Below are 21,951 nucleotides of genomic sequence, written 5' to 3'. Positions count from 1 at the left end.
TTGGGTAACCTTTTCAACTTTTTTATTTTATGAAGTTCTTTTTCACTCCCATGAATGTTCATCACGTGATGTGAGAGGTAGATGAAGAGTGATTTTCGTATAGCTATTAGGCTTAGAATCAATCTCCATATGATAGCTAGCCCCAAACTGTAACCGCAAGCGTTGATCCACATTTTGCAAACCAACTCCTCCTAGCTGAAGAAGGGTTTGGTCTGTCGACTCAGACAAGGCAAAGCCTCGTCCATTATCGTAAATCGTCAGAACCACTTGTTCTTCTCTGATTTCCGAAGTGACTCGTATCATGCCCGGCCGATCCATCTCCTTGATACCGTGATAGATGGCATTTTCCACTAAGGGTTGTAGAACCAGTTTTGGAAGCTGATAATCTCCCAACGTCCCCTCTTCAAAAATTTCATAATTCAACTTATCTCCATAGCGTTGTTTCTGAATGAAGAGATACTGGCGCACATGGTCTATTTCGTCTTGAAGCCTAATTTGTTCTTGTCCTTGATTGAGAGCAAGGCGGAAATATTTGGCTAGGGACTTAGTCAAGTCAACCACGCGCTGACCATCATTAAACTCAGCCATCCAGACAATGGTATCCAAGGTGTTATAGAGGAAATGAGGGTTGATTTGGGCTGAAAGAGCTCGCAGTTCATAACGTCGTGCGTTTTGTTCCTCTTCTTTAACCAATTGCATAAGGTTTTCAATTTGATCCAACATACGGTTAAAGGCTTGAGCAAGATCTACCAATTCGGGCGATCCCTTGGTAGTTGCCCGCAAGTGGGAATCACCAGCTCCTATTTTCAGAATGACAACCTGTAAGTCTTGTAGGGGTTTAATCCACAAGCGCAGAATGAACCAGATTCCCATCCAACACATGATGAGGACGAGAACTCCTAAACCTATAAAGGAATAGAGCATTTGCGACTGAAGCATCTGGAGACCTTTCAGAGAAGCCACTCCAATTAAGGTCCAATCACTCTCTGGTATAGCAATTTGGTAGACAAAGTTCTGCCCCTTTTGGGCATAGCCATCCTTGACAGCAATATAGGGTTGCATGGCCTGCATTTCCCGACTGGAAGAATAGACTGTCTTTTTAGGATGGTAGACAAATTCATGCTTCTGATTGACGATGAAACTAAAGCCTTTTTTGCCTAGTTGGAGATGATCCAGATAAGCCTCTAGACTCTGATAACCAATATCTAGGCGCAAAACTCCTAGATTTTGACCAGAAGCATCCACCACTTCCTGGGTGATAGAAATCACCCACTTGTCCTTCTCTGAAGACAAGGATTCCTTCCGGGCCGGCGTCAAGACTGGCATGGCCCTCTCCTTGATAGCTTCCTGATACCATCTTTCGTTCATCATATCCGATGAGGTTTGCATGCTAATTTGAGAATCCGTAGCAACGAGGCGTCCATCCTTAGTCACCAAGACAGCCGAAACCAGATCTGGGTCTGTCTCAATAATGGTTCGCATCAGACTTTGAACGGCTTCTGGGCTCACCTCCTTGTCTTGAGCAAACTGACGAACGGTCTCTTCTTTACTAAGGACCGAGGTGGTCTGCTTCAATTTTTTCAGATAGGAGGTGATAAACTGACTACTCTGGTCGATACTATTGCGGGTTGTCCGCTCTGTCAGTTGGCCAATGGTTGCTGAGCTAGTTTGATAGTATAGACTACCGACCAAACCCAAGAGTAAGAGAATGAAGACAAATACATAGACAATCAGCTGAATCAGCAAAGGGTATCGTTTCATTCATGCTCTCCTTTTTTGTATTGTCTTGGGGTTACACCGACTACTTGTTTAAAGCGTTGAGAAAAATAGTTCATATCCTCAAAACCAACCTGATCTGCAATCTCATAAATCTTGAGATCGGTCGTCAAGAGTAAAAGTTTGGCCTTTTTCATCCGTTCTTGGATCAAGTATTCTTGAAAAGGGAGGCCCAATTTTTTCTTGATTAGAACACTCAGATAAGAGGGACTAAAACCCAGTTGAAAAGCCAAGTCCTTGAGGGTCAATTGGGAATCCGCTAAGCGGGAATGAATAGCCTCTTCCAACTCTGTCGAATGACCCTGATCCACCAAGGTTTCAACCTGGGCTTTCTTTCGTTCCTCGTCTAGCTTATTCTTGACTTTCCCCAACATCTCTTCAATATCTACTTTTGAAAAGGGCTTGAGGAGATAGTCATCTGCTCCGAGTCGAATGGCTTTCCGAGCAAACTCAAAATCATCATAGCCTGTTAGAAAGATGATATGGCAGGAAGGAGCCTTCTCTCGGACCAGTTGGGCCAAATCTAAGCCATTCATCTGTGGCATATTGATATCAGTCAATAGAAGATCAGCTGGTTGTGCTTGAAATTTTTCCCAAGCTATTCTCCCATTCTCCGCTTGGTCAATGACCTTCATCCCAAACTGTTCATAATTCACTAAAGAAGTAAGTCCCTGCCGAACTAGCTCTTCGTCTTCTACAATCATGATTGAATACATGTGTTTCACCTACTTACCCTTATTATACTCATTATATCAAAGTAGGTCGCCAAAAGTCTCAGACATAGTCCAACAAATAGCCGTAGCCCTTTTCCACCATCTCTGCTTTAGGGATGAATTTGATTGACAAGCTATTGATGCAGTAACGAAGACCACCTTTTTCCTTAGGTCCATCAGTAAAGACGTGGCCTAGATGGGAATTTCCTACTCGACTCCGAACCTCTGTCCGAGTCATATTGAAACTCTTGTCTTCCTTGTAGGTTGCCACATCCGGACTGATCGGTCGGCTAAAGCTTGGCCAACCACAACCAGAATCAAATTTATCTTTTGAGGAGAAGAGAGGCTCTCCTGTTACGACATCCACATAGATGCCCGCTTCAAACTTATCCCAATAGCGGTTAGAAAAAGCACGCTCTGTATCATTCTCTTGCGTCACTGCATATTCTTCGGGCGATAACTTCTTCTTGATCTCTTCATCGCTCGGTTTTGGATAGCGACTAGCGTCAATAACCGGATAAGAAGCTTGATTCACATCAATGTGACAATAGCCATTCGGATGTTTCTGTAGATAGTCCTGATGATAGTCTTCCGCCTTGATATAATTAGCAAGTTCTTCTTTTTCTACAGCCAAAGGTTTATCATACTTCTTCGCCACCTCTTCAAACACTTGGTTTATGGTTGGCAAATCTGCTTCATCAGTGTAATAAACTCCTGTCCGATATTGACTGCCCTCATCATTTCCCTGACGGTTTTTTGATGTTGGATCAATAATCCGGAAATAGTGTAGAAGCAGTTCTTTCAAGGAAACCTTCTTGACATTATAGGTGATATGTACCGTTTCAGCATGCCCTGTTTGCTTGACCAGTTCATACTTGGTGGTATCGCCTTTTCCATTGGCATAACCCGATTCGGCATCAATGACACCCGGAACACGGGAAAAATACTCTTCCACACCCCAGAAGCAACCACCAGCTAGATAGATTTCTCGTTGGTCTTCTGGATTGACTTTTTCTTCCTTCTTTTTGTTTGCTACTGGTGTCTGACTCATGGACGCTTTTTTGATCTGCTCAGTCGTCGCATCTGATGTATCCAAGGCCATGGATCCTTTGATAAGGAAAAAGATTCCAAAACAAAATAGGCCCACTAAAAGAACGGAAATGAGTTTCCATTTTGTTTCCATTTTATGTCCTCCTTACTTCATTTCCTTTAGAGTCTGGACAATATCTTCCTTGCTCATATAACCGATATGGGTCTTAGCGAGAGTTCCATCGCTCGCAATAAAGAGAGCAGATGGATAAGAGCGAATCCCATACTCTTTGAGCAAGTCGCCCTTACTGTCCATCAAGACTGGGAAATCCTTGTAATCCAAAGACTGGTACCAGTTTTTGAAATCTGCTTCCGATTTTTCACCATTAAAGGTTGGAGCTACAACGGATAAGACCACATAATCCTTACCCTCCTCTGTCTTTGCTAAATCATTTGTGTCGCCTAATGTTGAAAGACAGATTGAGCACCAGGAAGCCCAAAATTTGAGGTAAACTTTCTTTCCCTTGTAATCTGATAAGCGGTATGTCTTACCGTCTACTCCTTGCAGGTTAAACTCTTGAACCTTCTTTCCATCTTGCTCTGAATTTCCCGTTTTGGCTGTCTGCTTAGTCTCACTTTTGTTGGATGATTCCATTCCTTGTCCGGAGCAGGCCCCTAACAATCCTACACACAAAAGTCCTGTCGCTACTAAGGCTATTTTTTTCATGTCTTCCTCCTTTTTAATAAATAGGGAGAAAGTCGCCCAAGCAGACGACTTCCTCTTCCTACTGTCCTTTATTGGTCTGATTTCATGTCAGATGAGTCACTCATGTCGTCTTTCATCTCTGAATCGCTAGATTTCATCTCATCTTCTTTCATATCGTCCTTCATTTCAGAACTGCTGTCAGACATCATAGATGAATCTTTCATGTCTTCTTTTTTCATTTTATCATCGGACATGGATGAATCCTTCATGTCATCCTTCTTCATATCGTCCTTCTTCATCATACTACTATCGTCCGTTTTTTTCATGTCTGAATCTGATTTTTGTCCAGAACAAGCTGCTAAAGTGACGATGCTAAGTGTAGCAATAGAAAGTGCAAGAATTTTTTTCATGATTTTTCTCCTTTAATCATTTAAGATTAGTGAAACAGGGATGCTAGGCTATTAAGATTTCCTAGCATCAGCAAGATGCCCATCAAGATGATGAGGGCACCACCAATTTTTTTCAAGGCTTCCATATGGGGCTTGAGTTTAGCAAAATGTTGTAAAACCCAGCTAGAAGCTAGAGCCAAGACTAAGAAGGGTAGCGCCAAGCCTAATGTATAGACCAGCATCAGGAGAGCGCCTTGTAAAGCCCCATCTCCTCCAGAAGCGGCAATGGCTAAAACAGAGCTCAAAACTGGTCCGACACAAGGGGTCCAACCAAAACTAAAGGTTACCCCTATCAGAAAAGCATTGAAGAATTCATTGCGTTTTTCGTCCTTCTTCAGTTGGATACTCTTTTGTTTTTGGAGTTGCTGAAGATTGATGAGGCCCATCTGATGGATTCCCAATAAGATGACAATCCCTCCTAGTAGGTAACGAAACCAGGGAGCATAGAGTACCTGACCAAGGGCCCCTGCACCATAACCTAGGATGAGAAATACGGTTGATAGACCAGCAATAAAACAGAGGGTCTTGACCAAACCATACCAAGAAATATCTCTTCCAAAAATACGCACCGTTTTTTCATGCTCAGAATCCAATAGAATCCCTACATAGACTGGCATCAGTGGCAAAATACACGGGGAGAAAAAGGATAGAACTCCCGCTAAGAATACTGAAATGGAAAACAAACTGGTTTGAATCATTTCACTACCTCCCTTTCTTTCTGACACTAGTATAAAGAAAAAATCTCTCTAAAAATAGAGAGATTGATATGCAAAAACTTGAATTTGATTGGAAGATGAATATTCCGATCTACCAACATCAGCTCATACTTTCAAGTACAAACTATATCGAGCAAGCTACTTTAATTCTTTTTCAAATAGTCGATGGCATCCTGCAAGGTTTTGACAGGAACAATTTTCATCTTGGTCTTAATTTTCTTAGCTGTTTCTACCGCTTCGTCGTAGTTGCTCTTGGCATTCGGATTGTTCTTTTTAACTTCCTCTGTCACCGGATTATCAGGGGCAAAGAAGATTTCAGCACCAGCGCGATCTGCTGCTACAACTTTTTTATCCACTCCACCGATATCTCCGACAGTCCCATCATGGTTAATGGTCCCTGTCCCCGCGATGTGGCGTCCCTGACGAAGGTCTGGATCCGCTACTTGGGTATAGATGGACAAACTAAACATCATCCCGGCACTTGGACCACCGATGCCAGCTGTCGCAAACTCAATTGGCACGTCACTCTTCACTTCTGTCCGGTCAATCAAGCTAATCCCAATCCCATTCTTGCCATTGACCAACTTAATAATCTTTCCTTCAGCTATCTTGGTCTGACCATCTTCTGTGTAGGTCACTGAGACCTTGTCCCCAATTTTTTGGGAACCAACATACTCGATGAGCTCTTTTGAGCTCTTGAATGTTTTGTCATTCACGGCCGTAACCGTGTCCGCAATATTTAGAACGCCTTTGAAGGTAGAGTCTTCTGCTACTTGCATGACATAAACACCTAAGAATTCCATCTCTGTCTCTTTTCCAGCCGTTTTTAATCCTTGGTATTTGGCAGTATTTTGAGAGGTCTCCATATAAAATTGATTGATCCGGAAAAATTCCTCACTGGAACTGCCACCTGTCATTTCTTGTTCAGAGTGGATATCTGTAAAAGGAGTCACCCAGGCATAGACTATATCCGAGAAGGTCGCTTGCTTGACGGCAACAGTGACAAAATCATACGAACCGGATGCTTCATCATTTTTATGGTTGACGCGCATCACTTGGCGAATATCCTCGGAACTTCCTGGCATTTCCAGATAGTAGGGCAGGGGAACAAAGAAAGCTAGCAAGGCCAAAATCAGAAGCAGGGTCCCAATCATCGGCCAACGATAGGTTCTCCACACACTATCTTTTTTGCGCACAGGTTCAAATGGGCTTTCTGGTAGCTGAGCCCTTGGTTTCTCAAATTCTTTCATTCCTTTTATTTCATCTCCTTTATAACACTCTCTGGGACATAGGCACTGACATCCTGCTGGAAGGTCAGCAACTCGCGGATTCTCGTCGAGCTCAAGGCCTGGTACTGGGGCTGGGCACAGAGATAGATAGTCTCAAGCTCTGGAGCCAGCTGGTGATTGAAGTAGTCCATATTGCTTTCATAGAGGAAGTCCTGGCTATTGCGTAACCCTCGGACCAAACTGGTCACCCCATACCGTCTAGCCACCTCTACTGCCAACTCCGCCTCTGAGGTGATGACTCTTACATTGGGCAAATGAGCCACTGCCTCTGTCACCATGGCTTCCCTTTGCTCAATGGTAAAATAGCCCTTCTTCTCATGATTAAAGAAGATGCCGACATACAAGCGATCAAACAAGCGACTAGCCCGCTCTATCAAATCCAAGTGTCCCAAGGTCATTGGGTCAAATGAACCTGTAAATAATCCGATTTTATCTGACATAAACCGTCACCTTACTAATTCCGTAGATTTTTTCTTTCCAGATTCCTAGACAAGCAATTTCCTCAGGCAAGTCCACTGCCTTGTCTGTCTCACAGACGACCATGACCTCTTCTCCAAGTAAACCACGTTCAGCCAGGGCCTCAATATCGGCTACGATCTGCTCTTTTGCATAGGGAGGATCCAGGAAAATAAGATCAAAGGTCCCCTGCAATTGATTGAGAGCTTGGTGAGCCTCCATCTTCAGCAATTGAAACTTGTGGCTTTCCTTGGTCATTTGGATATTGCTAGCAATAATCCCTTGGGCTCTGCGATCTTTCTCGACCAATACAGCCTGCTCCATCCCCCGAGACACCGCCTCGATAGACAGACCACCTGAGCCAGCATATAAATCCAAGACCCGCCCCCCATCAAAATAAGGACCAATCATATTAAACATGGCCCCTCTCACCTTATCTGAAGTAGGCCTCGTTGTCTTTCCTTCGAGCGTCTTAAGAGGACGCCCTCCATAGGTACCTGATACAATCTTCATAGAGATTATTATATCAAAATTTGGATAAAAGATACAAAAACACCCACCTCTCCCATCTGATATCCGCTGAAGTTAAATCCCTTTCGCTCCTAAAGAAAAATCCTCTCACTTTTCTCTTGAAGTCCGCATTTATTTTTGTTATACTATACGTAACTTTTAAAACGTTACATAGGAGAATGCAGATGTTTGATGCAAAAAAATTAAAAGACCGGCGACTTGACCTGGGCCTGACCCAAGCCCAGGTCTACGAATCCTTAGAGATTAGTCGCAAGACCTACTCTAGTTGGGAGAATGGCTTAGCAGAGCCACACGATAAAAATCTCAGGAGGTTGGCCAAGCGCCTCTCCGTTAAAGAGGACTACTTTGTCGACAAGAGCTCAGCGCTTTTCACCTACCCTTTACTAACTCCACCCCATCAGAAGAAGGTCGATCTCTTGGCTAGCCAACTCTTAGCAGAGCAAGAAAAGGTCGTCTCTTTGGTCCCTTACCGTGTCCTCTCTATCGACTTGGCAGCTGGACATGGTCATACCTTCTATGACAATGAGACCGACTACGAGACCGTCTATTTCGACCAAGAGATCCAACACGACTTTGCCTCTTGGGTGTCTGGAGATTCTATGGAACCAAGCTATCCAAACGGTTCTGTTGCCTTGATGAAACAGACCGGATTTGACTATGATGGAGCAGTCTACGCCCTCATGTGGAATGGGAAGACCTATATCAAAAAAGTATATCGAGAAGACGATGGCCTCCGCCTAGAATCCATCAACCCAGCCTATGATGACCTCTTTGCTCCTTATGAAGATGAACCCAAAATCGTCGGTATCGTGGTCGGCCACTTCCTCCCTCTGGAGGTCTAGAAATGCTTTTTGATTATTCACGTGAGCCTAGGTCTGATATTGCTTTTGTGGATATGAAAAGTTTCTATGCCAGTTGTGAATGCGTCCGCCTTGGCCTCAATCCCTTGACTACTTCTCTTTGTGTCATGAGTCGGAGCGACAATTCTGCTGGCCTCATCTTAGCCAGTTCCCCCGTTTTCAAGCAGGTTTTTGGAAAGAAAAATGTCGGGCGGAGCTATGATCTGCCCTTCGATCTCAAGACGAGGAAATTCAATTACTACCTGGCCCGTAAGCAAGGCCTGCCTACGGATCCAGCCTTTGTCCACTATATCGAAAGTTGGGCCAAGCGCACCTTTATCGTGCCCCCTCGCATGAATGCCTATATCCAGGTCAACATGGAAATCCAGCAAGTCTTTCAAGAATTTGCTGCTCCAGATGACATCTACCCCTATTCCATCGATGAGGGTTTTATCGATTTGACCAGCTCTCTCAACTACTTTATTCCTGATCCTCAGCTAGACCGACGTTCCAAGCTGGATCTTCTTTCTGCTCGGATCCAAAAGCGCATTTGGCAGCAAACTGGGATCTATGCTACTGTCGGGATGAGCAATGCCAATCCGCTCCTGGCCAAACTGGCTCTGGACAACGAAGCCAAGCACCAGAAAACCATGCGGGCTAACTGGTCTTACGAAGACGTCTCCAGTCGTGTCTGGCAGATAAAAAAACTAACTGATTTCTGGGGGATTGGCCATCGAACAGAAAAACGTCTGAACAAGCTAGGCATTCACTCCATCTATGAACTGGCCCAGGCCAATCCAGACCAGCTCAAAAAAGAATTTGGAGTCATGGGCGTCCAACTCTGGTTTCATGCCCATGGGATCGATGAAAGCAATGTCCATCGCCCCTATCGTCCAAAGTCTCACGGTCTAGGAAATTCGCAAATCCTTCCCCGTGACTACGACCGCCAAAGCGATATTGAATTGGTCTTTCGGGAGATGGCTGAGCAGGTCGCTATCCGCTTGCGTCGGGAAAAGAAAAAGACCCAACTGGTCTCCATCCACGCCAGCTACTCCAAACAGGAACAGCTCCCCTCCATCCACTGCCAGCGAAAGATTGAGCCGACCAACTCTACCGCTCAATTAGCCAAGGAAGTCATCCAGCTCTTTCGTTCCCACTACCAGGGAGGAGCCATCCGGCAGATCGGAGTCTTTTATGGAAAGCTCGTAGAGGAGAGTTTCCAACTGATTTCCCTATTTGATGACCCTGGACAAACCCAAAGAGAAGAAGCCCTCCAAGAGACCATTGACCACATCCGTGACCGGTTTGGCTTTGCTTCTCTACAGAAGGGATCTTCCCTATTAGAAAATTCGCGCGCTCTGGCTCGAAGCAAACTGACCGGAGGCCACTCTGCAGGAGGTTTAGATGGCTTAGCATGATTGATCGTTCTTATCTCCCCTATCAGTCGGCACGCGACTTCCAAGACCGGGGAATGGCCAAGTGGGCCGGTTTCTTCCTCTCTGAGCATTCGACGGCCTTACAAACAAACCACCTCTCTCTAGAAGAGCTTCGCCTCCTCTCAAACCAAGAAATCCGTCGCCTCCTCGAGCAGGCTTATCAACAAAAGACTCCCCTCTCCCTATCTACCCTCCAGGACAATCAAGTCGCCGTCTACTACGGTCAGGTCTATACCTTAAGCCCTTCCGAAGTCCTCATTAAAAATGACCAGCACTACCACTCTCTCCTTCTATCGACTATTTTTTCTATTGAACCAGGAGATTCTAGCTATGAAACCAGCTCTGAATAAACACGAACTCCAATTTGATTATTTTTCAGATAATTACCAGCAGTTCGAGCATGATTTTTACCGCCTGGCAACGACTGCGACCCCCTTGGTCTTTTTAGAAGATGACCTGCTCCGTTCCATGTCGACAGGTCAGCGAAACTATTTCAGACTCCACCACACCCAGAGTTGTGACCATCGTGACCACTACTTTCACTTTCGCGTCTCCACCCATCCCAAATCCCCACTGACACGGATTTATACCTACCTAGGGCACAGTTCCACCACAGAATACAAAGCAACCTCCTAGATAAACTAGGAGGTTCTTTTATCATGTTGATGAAGAGGATTTCGCAACCCAACCAATCGCGTCTGCAGGAGGATTGTCCACATCAATCCAGATGAAGTCAATTCCGATTTCACCGTTTTTGAATTTAGAAAGACGGATACCATTGATTTCTAGCTGAGACAATTTCTTACCCGTTAGGATCTCTCTGTCTTTTAATTGAAAGACCCCTCGAAGGATCCAATTCCCAAGGATTTCTTGCTTATCAGTTGATTGAATGGCCTTCCCAGCTTCTTGGTTGATATAGGCAGTAATCACATCACCTGATGATAAAAATCGTAGCTTAAAGGTCCGTTCCTCTTTTGGGAGCGCAAGTTTACTCGTACCTGGCTCAAACCTACCTATCCCTTTACCAAAAAAGTCTGGACGCTCCTCATGGAAATGTTTGGAGTCTGGAAGAGGGATATACACTTCACTGACCGGACGATACACCAGCTGTTCAATTTCTTTAATGAGTTTTTCGTTCCCTGTCTCGTGTACAAAGCAAATCAAGTCCTCACGAATGGATTTCATCTGAGCTTTTTCTTCCTTGCTAGACCATTTTTTCAAGAGGATTTCTTCCAAAGAGAAGGTCACAAAAGCTAGTTCTTCTGGAGCGAGAACGTCTTTAAATTTTTCCTGAATCTTTAAAATCCGTGGCAAGCGATCCTTCTTGGCTAACTTTGAACCACCATTAAAAGCATTAAAGCCAGAATTTTCTTCTACATTTCCATGTTTGTCTGTAATTGCCCACGACACCGTCTCAAGAATCTCCGAATCACTTTTTTCCGAAGTCAACAAATGAAGGTGTTCAAAAAGATAAAAGGGATCTTCGACATAATTTACATCCCAGGTGTCAACTACAATCTCCTTATTCCTAAAGGTCATATGGAGCTGACTATCTGCGGCCGTATATTTGTAATCATGATGGCCGTCCGTAAAACGGAAATTTGTCGGATTGTTCTTGGTCGTTGAACCAAGAATTTTGAGATTGTCTAAATCAACCGGCAAATAAGTTGTCTCTCCCACATGGATCTGAGGTTTATGTCCTTTCGAAGTCGGCATCAAGACATGATAGACGGCTTCTACATGACTAGAATCAGAATGAAATCCCTTAATGAGAGCTTTAGATGATTCAATTCGTTGATTTCGCAAAGACGCAATCTCATGAGCTAGTTTTTCATAGCGAGCACGATTTTCTTTATCAGCGGTTTCCTTGTCCGGTGAAATCTCAGCATGAAATCGGATTTCACTCAACAGCTCGTTCCAAGACTGTGAATCTTTTTTGAACTGAGCAATCTTTTGATCCCCTGAGTCCAAACCAAAGGATTTAATTCCAACCAAATACTTATGTTGCTCATCAACGACAACCGAAGCATCATAAGAGGTATTGGCAATATCCTCCCCAACCGCATGAAAAGCCTTTTGGAAAACAGTCTCTTGAAATTTTGAATTGACAATCGGAGCAACATAGCTTTCTCGATCATCAGAATCTTCACCTTCTGCTTTTTGAGAAAAGGCCTCACTCAGACTAGCAAAGTTGGTAATGAGAGTCTTGTATTTTTCCTTTTGTTCTTGTTTTAGGTGTTCCCACATCTATTCATCCTCACTTCTTATTTAAGTATATCAAAAGAAGACTAGATTTTCACTAGTCCCCTTACTTATATAATTCGTTAAATAATGCTGTAAAATTCAAAATTTCCACGTTTTTTTACCAATCTGAAATAATCTTCATCTGATAAAACAGCAAGACCATCCTCATAAGAGGCAATCTTCTGCTCTGCTTCCTCATAAGTGGAGACAAAGTCTTTCACATAAGACTGGCCTTCAAACTGGCCATTCATCTTGGTATAGATAATCGCGAATTTTCCGGAGCGTTCCAGTTGAGACGGCCCATTGCTCTCATTAAGGGCAAAAGCAATCCGCTCTGCAATGCGTTTAATCACAGGCACAACCACACTATTTCCAGCTTGTTTATAAAGTTGACCATTGGAAACACCCTCAGGTAACTTAAAGGTCTTTGGATAACCTTGTACATTAAAAGTTTCCTTCGGTGTTAACTTACGAATCTCCCCGCTGTCAGTCAGGATCAACGGGACATTGTGCCCGCCTGTTCCCATATTGGCTGTTAGGGTTGGAACAACACCGTTTTTATTCTCACGAACATATTGACGACGCCACTGGTAGACCGTATCTTGACTGGTCACATTAGCCTTGAGGTCAGCGTAGAAATTCTGCTTGCCTTCTCGATAATAGTAGGCCTCATCTGTCTTAGCACCAAAATCAATGACATCGCCCAAAGTCGTAGTCAGCTTGATTTCCTCAGGGAATTCAAACAAATCGTAGGCTTCTTTAGTATCAAAACCAACAATGTAAATCCGCTCACGGTTTTGTGGGATATTTCCGTAGTCTTTCCCGTTGAGAACCTTCCACTTGATGAAGTAGTTGTTCTCCGTCAAGGCTTCACGAATAACCTTGAAGGTATTGCCATGGTCATGACCGACCATATTTTTGACGTTTTCGATGAAGATAGCTCGAGGTTTACGCCCTTCAATCATGCGAAGCAACTCAAAGAAAAGATCCCCACGATCATCATCAAAGCCCTTGCGGTAACCCGCAATACTAAAGGCCTGGCAAGGGAATCCTCCCATAATTACATCCACGTGCTCAGCCGGAATATCTTCCGGTTGCACCGCATGAATATCACGACTATCCAAATGCGTATTTGGATAATTTAAACGATAAGTCTGACGCGCATACTTATCAAATTCATTGGCATACACCACTCTGAACTCGTTGGTCTGTTCAAAACCCAACTCAATTCCCCCAACACCTGAGAAGAAAGCTGCAATGTTGTACTTCTCAGGTCGGTTCGAACTTACAGAATTTGTCATGTAGTAACCTGCTTTCTAAAATATTGACTTTTCTAGTATAACATGAATAATTTATTGAGAACAGAGATTCAGCATTTTTTATTTATTCATCAATTCTTCGATTAGAATTCGCGAGCTACCAAACTCATTTTCAAACATTTGATCAATAATATCTAAACACTTATCAGCAACATCATCGCCTTTGTGTTCATCATAAAGCTGTATCATTAACCTAGAAAGATATTCTTCTATTCGTCTATAATAATATGTTTCCAATTTCAATTTATTGTTTTTGCTCACAATATTAGACACTGTTTCAAAAATGATGGTTGTATAATCTGAAATCGATACTTGTTTTTCAAGAGATTCTAAAAAATAATAATATAACTTATCTTTATATTCTGAAGTTAGTAGTTTAAGTATTAAATCTCTATCTTCTTTAATATCCAACAAACCATCCCTGAATAACTGAGGTAAAATTTTTTCTAAATTTGTAATATTCTCACTTAAATAATGAAGTATAATCTTCTTTGATTTCTCTTCATGGTTCTTTACCTTTAAATAATTTATTGCCATCTGGCAAATACCTTCTGCTTGAAGTGCACTTCCACTATAAACAGATGATTCCATTTCTCCTTTATTTAAGTAAATTTCTGTAATCAGAAATGAGGCATTTTTTACAAGTAATGTATCTTTTGAATCGAAAGCTAATTGCAATAAAGATTGAATTTGTTCTTTTTCATCTTCGTATAGTCTAAACAAAATGTAGTTACTATACCAATGAATTATCATCTTTTCATCCGTAAAAATCCCTCTAAATAACTCTCTAGCAAAATCTTTATCTAAATCTAAAATTATATACAGAAGAAAAATAGTATTTAAGCGTACGTAGTCAGTCTTATCATTAGCAAGTGAAATAATAGTATTTTTGAAGTACGAAATGTTTGTTGGTGAATTTTCTATTAGTTTTGTCAAAGCGTGTATTCCATGACCTCTTAAAGTTGAGTATGACTGTTGTAAATAATTTTCCAGAGTTTGATTCTCGTTAAATTTATCAAGAACATCTAAATCAGTTTTCTTAAGATAATAATTAAGCTTTCCAAAAACTTCATCGGACCATCCCATATTTGCGTGTTCCTCTATGACTCGGAAAAAATAATAAAGATTCTCCCAATTATCTTCATTTACAAAATTTAATAGTATGAATTCAAGGTCACTTAAAACAGGATCTGGAATTTTTTCTAAGTCTACAATTCCACCTAGTAGACCATCTATATAATGTTCATTAATTTTATGATTGGACGATAAGTTTAAAAATAAAGAAACGTATTCTTTAGGATTTTTAGAAACAGCATTTCTAAAATCCCTAGCTAATTCTCTGGGAGAAGACTCAATAAATATGTGCCTCTCACTATCCCATCTACATTTAGTCTCACCTTTTGAACTGATGAGAATATTTCTCCAAGATTTAGCAGAAATATCCTTTCCTTGTAGCGGAGATACTACACTTCCACAATGTGAGCCATAAAAAGAATCAGAAAAACTATTAGATCGTTCTAATACCTTTAGTAATTCGATAGCTTCTTTACTCATTCTGTTTTTCGGTAAAACTGATAGCAATCTATACTGAAAATCTCCCCAAAATGGCCAATAAACCCTATAATCATTTTGAGATTTATTTGTTTCAATTCTCCTTGCTAGTCTTTGTTTAGCCTCAGGTGATACATAATGAATAATTTGTTCTTCAAGTTTATGGTACATTTCTAATGAACATCTTTTTGAGACCTTAGAAATCAATCGTTTGGCTAAAATCAATTTTTCTTCATAACCTTGGGATTTTTCAAAGAGTGTTTTATTAAAATCAATCAATAAGTATTCGATACAATTATCAGAATAACTCTCTGGTAAATTATGCAAAGCATCTAAAATAACTTCATTATAGAGATAATCACCTTTTCCCATATAATTACTATAAGTTTTCAAAAAAATCTCAGGATGTTTCGAAATTAAACATTTATTTGCTTCATTTAATAAATGAAGGTAATATCTTTGTAAGCTATCGCGTTCTTTCAAGGCTAGATTGTATTTAGTTGAATTATTCTCGGAATACTTTCTAAGATAAGGTAATAATATTTGGACGATTTGTATACAATTTTTATCTATGTAATTATGGGAGTTTTCATCGAAATTCTTTGATTCATTATAAAATCTATTGCTATTATCAGAGTCTTGAAATTTATCAAGTAATAAGCAAATCACTTTAATTTTATAATAATTTAAATTTTTATAGTAATCATCATAGAATTCTATATTTTCAATAAAATCACTCCAATAATGTAATCTTAAATTAAAAAAGTTTTCAGAATCATTATTATAGTCACTATAAAAACAACTACGCCATTCGTGCTTATCATCAGAAATTTTTATAGCATTTCTTATAAATTGAGTAGTTTCAGTTGTATAATATGGAGAAATACTGCTTAATAAGTTAATTACTAATGCTTTATTGATATCTAAAAATTTTTGCAACACATTCTTTTTTACTAAAAAATTAACATATGCAGGATGACCACTAATTACCGTTTGGCATAAATAATTTCTATAATTTATATCTTGAATCAGATCTGCTATATAATTTAAAATCTTTTTAGATGGTTCTTGAATACTTCCTAAGATTTCAAAGAAAACATATTTGAAATTAAACCTGACATTATTACTCTTTATTAATTTAGTTCCAAAATCTAAAAAATCTTTTTCTGATTCTTCTAATAATGATTGAAGAAAAATTTGAAATTGATAACGTCTTGTTGGATTCTGTTGAGTTTTATCTCCAATAATTTCATTTATATCGTCATAATTATCGTAGTAATCAAGAATCATTTGCTCTGCAACAAAACAATCTAAGAATGACTGATGAACAAAAGAAACTTTGTTGGAACGCTCTGTTAACATCCCTTGGCTAATTAAATATCGCAGAGCTTTCTCATTACCTATTATTCTTCTCTTACTAAACACGGTTTTACCTGTATCAGCAAATAAATTGACAAGTTTTTCTTTTAATTTATTCAGATCATCTTCACTTAAATCGGCTTCCTGGCATTTTTCTGATAAATCCCTCCACCATTTATCAACTAGGTTATAAGTATTTTTTATTTGATAGTATTCTTCTTTGTAATTAATTTGTTCCCAAATATAAAGATTACTCGGGGTTCTCAACAACTGTCTTAATCTGTTTGGATAATTATGGTATTTACTCCCTAAAATTTCCTCAACCTCATTTTCAAATAATTCATTAACTTCAACTTTATGCCAAGACTCTGCATCATCTTTTGATTTATTTTCAAATAACGCCTTAATTCCGCTATCATTTTCTAAATCATAAGTTCTACAAACAAAAATAATTGAGATTTTATTCTCTCTTTCCAAATTGAGGTTCCGTATCTCTCGAATCAACTCCAAACAAGTCGCAAGTGAAATTTTAGAATTTCTTGCTGTCCATCTTAACGCATCTAGTTGATCTAATATAAGAACAACATTATTCTCTTTAGAAAAAGCGTTCAAACAATAACTAATGCTAGCAGGAAATCCTAATTTCTCCCCCCATCCTTGTGCCGTACCCTCAGGAATATAACAATCTAGTTTTAAATCTAAGTGTAAAATATTACTTTTATTACACCAATCAATAATATTTTCTGTTAAACCGCTTTTACCATTCCCAGCTTTACCGTGAATGATAATTGACTTTCCTTCTTGAATATATTTCTTACATTCATCAAATTGTGTGCGAATTTTTAGACCCGAATCCAATGTTTTAAAGCTATTTTTATACTCATCATTTAAAATATGTATTCTAGGCATTATCCTATCATCACGTGCTAAATTTCTGAATTCAATTTTCTCATTTTTAATAAATTTCTCTAAATCCTGAAATGAAAGCCATCTTCCATAAATTTCACCTTGTAAAATTAAATTAATGAATTTTGACTTTATGCTAGTAGCATCACCAATAAAATATTGACTAACCTTATCTTTAATAAATTCTTCATTTTCTGGAGATGGCTCTTGTCTAATCACCGTTCTACTTAAAAAATTTCTAATTTTTACAATATCATTTTCCTTAGAAAATCCTAAATAATTAATATAATTATTTAATAGGTTGCTAATTACTGAAGATGTTTCAACCTGATATTCAATAAAATACCGAACATCATCATTAGTTTTAGCCCTATAAATCAAATCTGAGAAACTTGTAAACGGCAGTGGACTAACTAGTGCAACCTTTACTTTTGAGTCTCTTTCTAAATGTCTTCTCCAACTATTAAGAATTCCCTTTTGATTTAAATCTGCAAGAGACCAACTTTCTTTACTGGCATTTCTTCCTTTACATTGCTGTGCTTCAGTACTCCCATTTTTATATCGTACCAAAACATCTACACACTCTCCTTCGGGACCAATTGGTTCAATTTTTATAGCATCAATTTTTTCTGAGATAATATCAATAAATTTTAAAATAATCCAATTAAATTCATATTTATTGCCTTGTTTATCCGCTCTCCCTCCTACTTCATAAGGCATAAATTTACCCCTCTTTCAATGTATATTTGATTTCATTATACCAAAAAAACACGGCATTCCGCCGTGTTTCTATGTTTATTTCACGAGTTTCTTCATCTCATCAATACGTGCGACTGTCGCGTCGTATTTGGCTTGGTAGTCGGCTTGTTTGTCGCGTTCTTTTTGGACGACTTCTGGTTTGGCATTGGCTACGAAACGTTCGTTAGAGAGCTTCTTACCAACCATATCCAGTTCTTTTTGCCATTTAGCCAGTTCCTTGTCGAGACGAGCGAGTTCTTCTTCGACATTGAGGAGGTCTGCGAGAGGCAAGTAGATTTCTGCTCCTGTGATGACGCTTGACATAGCGAGTTCAGGTGCAGGGATGTTTGATGCGATCTCCAGGTGTTCTGGATTTGTGAAGCGTTTGATGTAGTTGACATTGCTGTTAAAGAAGGCTTCCAAGTCGCTATCGCTTGTCTTAACAAGGATGGTGATAGGCTTGCTTGGAGCTACGTTCACTTCCGCACGCGCATTACGAACAGCACGGATCAAGTCTTTGAGGCTTTCCACGCCAGTGTGAGCTGCAAGGTCTTCAAAGGCTGGGTTGACAGTTGGGTATTCTGCTGTAACGATAGAACCTTCTGAGATTTGTCCAAAAATTTCCTCTGTTACGAATGGCATGATTGGGTGAAGGAGACGAAGGATCTTGTCCAAGGTGTAAAGGAGAACAGAACGTGTGATGACTTTCTCTTCTTCGTTATCGCTATAAAGGACTTCCTTGGTCAACTCAACGTACCAGTCCGCAAACTCGTCCCAGATGAAGTTGTAGAGGATGTGACCAGCCACACCAAACTCAAATTTATCAAAGTTTTCAGTGACTTTTCCGATTGTTTCGTTGAGGTTGTGAAGAATCCAGCGGTCTGTGACATTTCCAGCTTCCTTGTTGACCACTTTTTCGACATTGGCAGTTGCTTGCTCAAGGGTCAAACCTTCATTGTTCATGAGGATGTAGCGAGAGATGTTCCAGATCTTGTTGATGAAGTTCCATGAAGCATCCATTTTCTCGTAAGAGAAGCGCACGTCTTGACCTGGTGCAGAACCGTTTGAAAGGAACCAGCGAAGGGCATCAGCACCGTATTTCTCAATAACATCCATTGGGTCAATCCCGTTTCCGAGAGATTTAGACATCTTACGTCCTTGCTCGTCACGGATAAGACCGTGGATAAGAACGTTTTGGAATGGCTGACGGCCAGTGAATTCCAAGGATTGGAAGATCATACGAGACACCCAGAAGAAGATGATGTCGTAACCAGTAACCAAGGTTGAAGTTGGGAAGTAACGTTTGAAGTCTTCTGAGTCGACATCCGGCCAGCCCATGGTTGAGAATGGCCAAAGGGCAGAACTGAACCAAGTATCCAAGACATCTTCGTCTTGAGTCCATCCGTCACCTTCAGGAGCTTCTTCGCCGACGTACATTTCACCCTCAGCATTGTACCAAGCAGGGATTTGGTGACCCCACCAGAGCTGGCGAGAGATAACCCAGTCGTGGACATTTTCCATCCATTGGAGGAAGGTATCGTTGAAACGAGGTGGGTAGAATTCTACCTTATCATCTGTATCTTGATTGGCAATGGCATTTTTAGCTAATTGGTCCATCTTCACGAACCACTGCGTAGACAAGCGTGGTTCAACCACTACACCTGTACGCTCTGAGTGACCAACACTGTGGACGCGTTTTTCGATTTTAACAAGGGCACCGATTTCTTCCAACTTAGCAACAACTGCCTTACGAGCTTCAAAACGATCCATGCCTGCAAATTCGAAGGCCAAGTCATTCATGGTTCCGTCGTCGTTCATGACGTTAACTTGTGGCAAGTTATGGCGTTGACCAACCAAGAAGTCGTTTGGATCGTGGGCAGGCGTGATTTTCACGACACCTGTACCAAATTCAGGGTCTGCGTGCTCGTCCCCAACGATTGGAATCAATTTATTAGCGATTGGAAGAACGACATGTTTACCAATCAAGTCCTTGTAGCGTGGGTCTTCTGGATTGACCGCAACGGCAACGTCCCCAAACATAGTCTCCGGACGAGTAGTCGCCACTTCAAGGGCGCGTGAGCCGTCTTCTAGCATGTAGTTCATGTGGTAGAAGGCACCTTCGACGTCCTTGTGGATTACCTCAATATCAGAAAGGGCTGTGCGGGCTGCTGGGTCCCAGTTGATGATAAATTCACCACGGTAGATCCAGCCTTTCTTGTAAAGGTCCACAAAGACCTTGCGAACGGCTTTCGACAAACCTTCGTCAAGAGTGAAACGCTCACGAGAGTAGTCTACAGAGAGGCCCATCTTGCCCCATTGTTCCTTGATAGTAGTGGCATATTCGTCTTTCCATTCCCAGACTTTCTCGAGGAATTTCTCACGACCGAGGTCATAACGCGTAATGCCCTCACCACGCAAGCGTTCCTCAACCTTAGCCTGAGTCGCAATCCCAGCGTGGTCCATCCCTGGAAGCCAGAGCGTGTCGAAACCTTGCATGCGTTTTTGACGGATAATGATATCTTGCAAAGTTGTATCCCAAGCGTGACCAAGGTGAAGTTTACCTGTAACGTTTGGAGGTGGAATCACGATTGAATAAGGCTTAGCCTTTTGATCGCCTGAAGGCTTGAAAACATCCGCATCAAGCCATTTTTGGTAACGACCAGCCTCAACCTCGGCTGGATTGTATTTAGGTGAAAGTTCTTTAGACATGTGTGTGTCCTTTCTTTATTTACGTTATATGATTATAATTGTTTAAAAATTAGCAACTAAATTTTTTTGAACGGTCATGTAAATTGATAACTTTAGATTTAAAGTAATCCTAAACAGTTAAAAACTTTTTGAAAATGATATGAAATCTCTTCTAAAACTATAATTTCAAAAATTACTTTTTATCTTTTAAGTATTTCTCTAAATAAGTAATCTCCTTTTTGTACAAGCTCTTTTTCCATAAGTTTTCCTTTTGTATATCTCTTATAATATCTTCCCATTTCTCTTCGAGTATCATTTCCTCCAGTTTTATTGGATCTTTTTTAGCTAAAGACTTTTGAAAGCAACTAATATAGTAATTTCCCCAAATACTAGATGAATCATCTTTATTATCAATTGCATTATTAATTTTCACCAGATTCTCAAAAATATCAGCGTTTTCCACAGCTCTAATTTCCTCTATGTATTGGCTTTTTTCATCGTCTATACTAAATATCAAGAATAATATTTCTAAAATAAATAACGCTCCACGAATAATAAAGATAAACTTATCCTTATTAATATTTTCTAGGAAATATATATTAGAGAGTGCTTCGATAGCATTCTCATTATAGCGTTGAATAATTCCAAAAAATGGTAGTAAATAAAAGATTATAAATAAGATTATAAGAAATGAATTTCCATTTCTAAAAGACAATCTCACAGAATCTCTTAAAAAATAGAATATGAAAAATGAAGTTAAACACAAGCCTATACATATTAACGGTATCCAATGTGAAACAATATTTCCATTCACATCGCTCCAATTGGGTTTAATAAACCAAATTACTGATAGCACAGTACCCAACACTAAAGATATAAAAACAAACGTTTCAAAGACTTTATATCTTACTTTTTTTCTACTGGAACTCAATTCATAATCTAATAGTAATTCCGAATAAGAAATTAATTTATTAATTAACTCCTTAGGCACTTTGCCATTATTCTTTAGTTCACTCTCAATCTTATTGATCAGTATCTAAATATGACCATCTTTTAAATAAGTTGAATAATCACCAACCTTTCTTACTCGCTTTCCTTTTGCATCCAATAACAACTTTAGTTCATTCAATGGTTTTTGAAGATCATTAAACGAATACAACTCTTTTATAATTGTCCTTAAGTTGTTTCGATAATAAAGGTGTTCCT

18 protein-coding genes are annotated in these 21,951 nt (G+C 40.2%); 4 read left to right on the top strand and 14 right to left on the bottom strand.

The genetic code is table 11. The features are described 5' to 3' along the window. Positions 1-42: 42 nt before the first annotated feature. The 9 genes from EL081_RS02840 to rsmD form a co-directional block, all read right to left on the bottom strand. Positions 43-1,761 carry a cache domain-containing sensor histidine kinase gene (locus tag EL081_RS02840; RefSeq protein ID WP_126403888.1) on the bottom strand — a complete coding sequence of 573 codons (1,719 nt, stop codon included), beginning with the start codon at positions 1,759-1,761 and terminating at the stop codon, positions 43-45. Further along, positions 1,758-2,492, bottom strand: a complete 735-nt coding sequence (locus EL081_RS02835) for a response regulator transcription factor (protein ID WP_126403887.1) — start codon at positions 2,490-2,492, stop codon at positions 1,758-1,760. The genes EL081_RS02840 and EL081_RS02835 overlap by 4 nt, the downstream gene beginning before the upstream one ends. 58 nt (positions 2,493-2,550) lie before the next feature. Beyond that, positions 2,551-3,672 carry a peptide-methionine (R)-S-oxide reductase MsrB gene (gene msrB, locus EL081_RS02830; protein ID WP_126403886.1) on the bottom strand — a complete coding sequence of 374 codons (1,122 nt, stop codon included), beginning with the start codon at positions 3,670-3,672 and terminating at the stop codon, positions 2,551-2,553. Between the two features lie 12 nt (positions 3,673-3,684). After that, on the bottom strand, positions 3,685-4,245 hold the full coding sequence (locus EL081_RS02825; RefSeq protein WP_126403885.1) for a redoxin domain-containing protein: 561 nt from the start codon (positions 4,243-4,245) through the stop codon (positions 3,685-3,687). A 68-nt stretch (positions 4,246-4,313) separates the two neighbouring features. Beyond that, complete coding sequence (locus EL081_RS02820) at positions 4,314-4,634, bottom strand: hypothetical protein (RefSeq protein WP_126403884.1); 321 nt, start codon at positions 4,632-4,634, stop codon at positions 4,314-4,316. Between the two features lie 26 nt (positions 4,635-4,660). After that, on the bottom strand, positions 4,661-5,371 hold the full coding sequence (gene ccdA2, locus EL081_RS02815; RefSeq protein WP_126403883.1) for a thiol-disulfide oxidoreductase-associated membrane protein CcdA2: 711 nt from the start codon (positions 5,369-5,371) through the stop codon (positions 4,661-4,663). Positions 5,372-5,532: 161 nt separating this feature from the next. Then, positions 5,533-6,543 (bottom strand): SepM family pheromone-processing serine protease, encoded by a 1,011-nt coding sequence (locus EL081_RS02810; RefSeq protein WP_232011422.1) that lies wholly within the window; start codon positions 6,541-6,543, stop codon positions 5,533-5,535. 101 nt (positions 6,544-6,644) lie between these two features. Then, a complete protein-coding gene (coaD, locus tag EL081_RS02805; RefSeq protein ID WP_126403881.1) occupies positions 6,645-7,118 on the bottom strand; it encodes a pantetheine-phosphate adenylyltransferase in 474 nt (157 codons plus the stop codon). Continuing rightward, positions 7,108-7,647, bottom strand: a complete 540-nt coding sequence (gene rsmD / locus EL081_RS02800) for a 16S rRNA (guanine(966)-N(2))-methyltransferase RsmD (protein WP_048715851.1) — start codon at positions 7,645-7,647, stop codon at positions 7,108-7,110. The genes coaD and rsmD overlap by 11 nt, the downstream gene beginning before the upstream one ends. A 182-nt stretch (positions 7,648-7,829) precedes the next feature. Between rsmD and EL081_RS02795 the strand changes: the two genes are divergently transcribed. The 4 genes from EL081_RS02795 to EL081_RS02780 are packed head-to-tail and all read left to right on the top strand — an operon-like array spanning position 7,830 to position 10,576. Next, positions 7,830-8,507, top strand: coding sequence for a helix-turn-helix domain-containing protein (locus EL081_RS02795; RefSeq protein ID WP_126403880.1), 678 nt, complete (start codon positions 7,830-7,832; stop codon positions 8,505-8,507). A 2-nt stretch (positions 8,508-8,509) separates the two neighbouring features. Beyond that, positions 8,510-9,922 carry a Y-family DNA polymerase gene (locus EL081_RS02790; protein WP_126403879.1) on the top strand — a complete coding sequence of 471 codons (1,413 nt, stop codon included), beginning with the start codon at positions 8,510-8,512 and terminating at the stop codon, positions 9,920-9,922. Continuing rightward, positions 9,919-10,290 (top strand): hypothetical protein, encoded by a 372-nt coding sequence (locus EL081_RS02785; RefSeq protein WP_126403878.1) that lies wholly within the window; start codon positions 9,919-9,921, stop codon positions 10,288-10,290. Before EL081_RS02790 ends, EL081_RS02785 begins: the two co-directional genes overlap by 4 nt. Further along, positions 10,271-10,576 (top strand): DUF5960 family protein, encoded by a 306-nt coding sequence (locus tag EL081_RS02780; RefSeq protein ID WP_126403877.1) that lies wholly within the window; start codon positions 10,271-10,273, stop codon positions 10,574-10,576. Before EL081_RS02785 ends, EL081_RS02780 begins: the two co-directional genes overlap by 20 nt. Positions 10,577-10,597: 21 nt before the next feature. Here the strand turns inward: EL081_RS02780 and EL081_RS02775 are convergent, their stop codons facing one another. From EL081_RS02775 to EL081_RS02755, 5 genes are all read right to left on the bottom strand, one after another. Continuing rightward, positions 10,598-12,187 carry a hypothetical protein gene (locus EL081_RS02775; RefSeq protein ID WP_126403876.1) on the bottom strand — a complete coding sequence of 530 codons (1,590 nt, stop codon included), beginning with the start codon at positions 12,185-12,187 and terminating at the stop codon, positions 10,598-10,600. A gap of 77 nt (positions 12,188-12,264) precedes the next feature. Then, positions 12,265-13,485, bottom strand: a complete 1,221-nt coding sequence (locus EL081_RS02770; RefSeq protein WP_126403875.1) for a DNA cytosine methyltransferase — start codon at positions 13,483-13,485, stop codon at positions 12,265-12,267. 78 nt (positions 13,486-13,563) lie between these two features. After that, complete coding sequence (locus EL081_RS02765; protein ID WP_126403874.1) at positions 13,564-18,039, bottom strand: hypothetical protein; 4,476 nt, start codon at positions 18,037-18,039, stop codon at positions 13,564-13,566. A gap of 75 nt (positions 18,040-18,114) precedes the next feature. Next, on the bottom strand, positions 18,115-20,766 hold the full coding sequence (locus EL081_RS02760) for a valine--tRNA ligase (protein ID WP_126403873.1): 2,652 nt from the start codon (positions 20,764-20,766) through the stop codon (positions 18,115-18,117). 172 nt (positions 20,767-20,938) lie between these two features. Continuing rightward, the gene (locus EL081_RS02755) at positions 20,939-21,466 is read right to left on the bottom strand and encodes a hypothetical protein (RefSeq protein ID WP_126403872.1); all 528 of its coding nucleotides are present in this window, start codon (positions 21,464-21,466) and stop codon (positions 20,939-20,941) included. Positions 21,467-21,951: the final 485 nt, after the last annotated feature.

The organism is Streptococcus viridans (assembly GCF_900636365.1).
Lineage (GTDB): Bacteria > Bacillota > Bacilli > Lactobacillales > Streptococcaceae > Streptococcus > Streptococcus viridans_A.
This window is presented reverse-complemented; position numbering and strand designations above follow the sequence as displayed.

What these genes read in the sequence shown, in the direction of transcription:
- EL081_RS02840 (WP_126403888.1), bottom strand. Translation starts at nt 1,761, where the DNA reads ATGAAACGATACCCTTTGCTGATTCAGCTGATTGTCTATGTATTTGTC.
- EL081_RS02810 (WP_232011422.1), bottom strand. Translation starts at nt 6,543, where the DNA reads ATGATTGGGACCCTGCTTCTGATTTTGGCCTTGCTAGCTTTCTTTGTT.
- EL081_RS02780 (WP_126403877.1), top strand. Translation starts at nt 10,271, where the DNA reads ATGAAACCAGCTCTGAATAAACACGAACTCCAATTTGATTATTTTTCA.
- EL081_RS02795 (WP_126403880.1), top strand. Translation starts at nt 7,830, where the DNA reads ATGTTTGATGCAAAAAAATTAAAAGACCGGCGACTTGACCTGGGCCTG.
- EL081_RS02785 (WP_126403878.1), top strand. Translation starts at nt 9,919, where the DNA reads ATGATTGATCGTTCTTATCTCCCCTATCAGTCGGCACGCGACTTCCAA.
- rsmD (WP_048715851.1), bottom strand. Translation starts at nt 7,647, where the DNA reads ATGAAGATTGTATCAGGTACCTATGGAGGGCGTCCTCTTAAGACGCTC.
- msrB (WP_126403886.1), bottom strand. Translation starts at nt 3,672, where the DNA reads ATGGAAACAAAATGGAAACTCATTTCCGTTCTTTTAGTGGGCCTATTT.
- EL081_RS02790 (WP_126403879.1), top strand. Translation starts at nt 8,510, where the DNA reads ATGCTTTTTGATTATTCACGTGAGCCTAGGTCTGATATTGCTTTTGTG.
- EL081_RS02760 (WP_126403873.1), bottom strand. Translation starts at nt 20,766, where the DNA reads ATGTCTAAAGAACTTTCACCTAAATACAATCCAGCCGAGGTTGAGGCT.
- EL081_RS02825 (WP_126403885.1), bottom strand. Translation starts at nt 4,245, where the DNA reads ATGAAAAAAATAGCCTTAGTAGCGACAGGACTTTTGTGTGTAGGATTG.
- EL081_RS02765 (WP_126403874.1), bottom strand. Translation starts at nt 18,039, where the DNA reads ATGCCTTATGAAGTAGGAGGGAGAGCGGATAAACAAGGCAATAAATAT.
- EL081_RS02770 (WP_126403875.1), bottom strand. Translation starts at nt 13,485, where the DNA reads ATGACAAATTCTGTAAGTTCGAACCGACCTGAGAAGTACAACATTGCA.
- EL081_RS02835 (WP_126403887.1), bottom strand. Translation starts at nt 2,492, where the DNA reads ATGTATTCAATCATGATTGTAGAAGACGAAGAGCTAGTTCGGCAGGGA.
- EL081_RS02820 (WP_126403884.1), bottom strand. Translation starts at nt 4,634, where the DNA reads ATGAAAAAAATTCTTGCACTTTCTATTGCTACACTTAGCATCGTCACT.
- ccdA2 (WP_126403883.1), bottom strand. Translation starts at nt 5,371, where the DNA reads ATGATTCAAACCAGTTTGTTTTCCATTTCAGTATTCTTAGCGGGAGTT.
- coaD (WP_126403881.1), bottom strand. Translation starts at nt 7,118, where the DNA reads ATGTCAGATAAAATCGGATTATTTACAGGTTCATTTGACCCAATGACC.
- EL081_RS02775 (WP_126403876.1), bottom strand. Translation starts at nt 12,187, where the DNA reads ATGTGGGAACACCTAAAACAAGAACAAAAGGAAAAATACAAGACTCTC.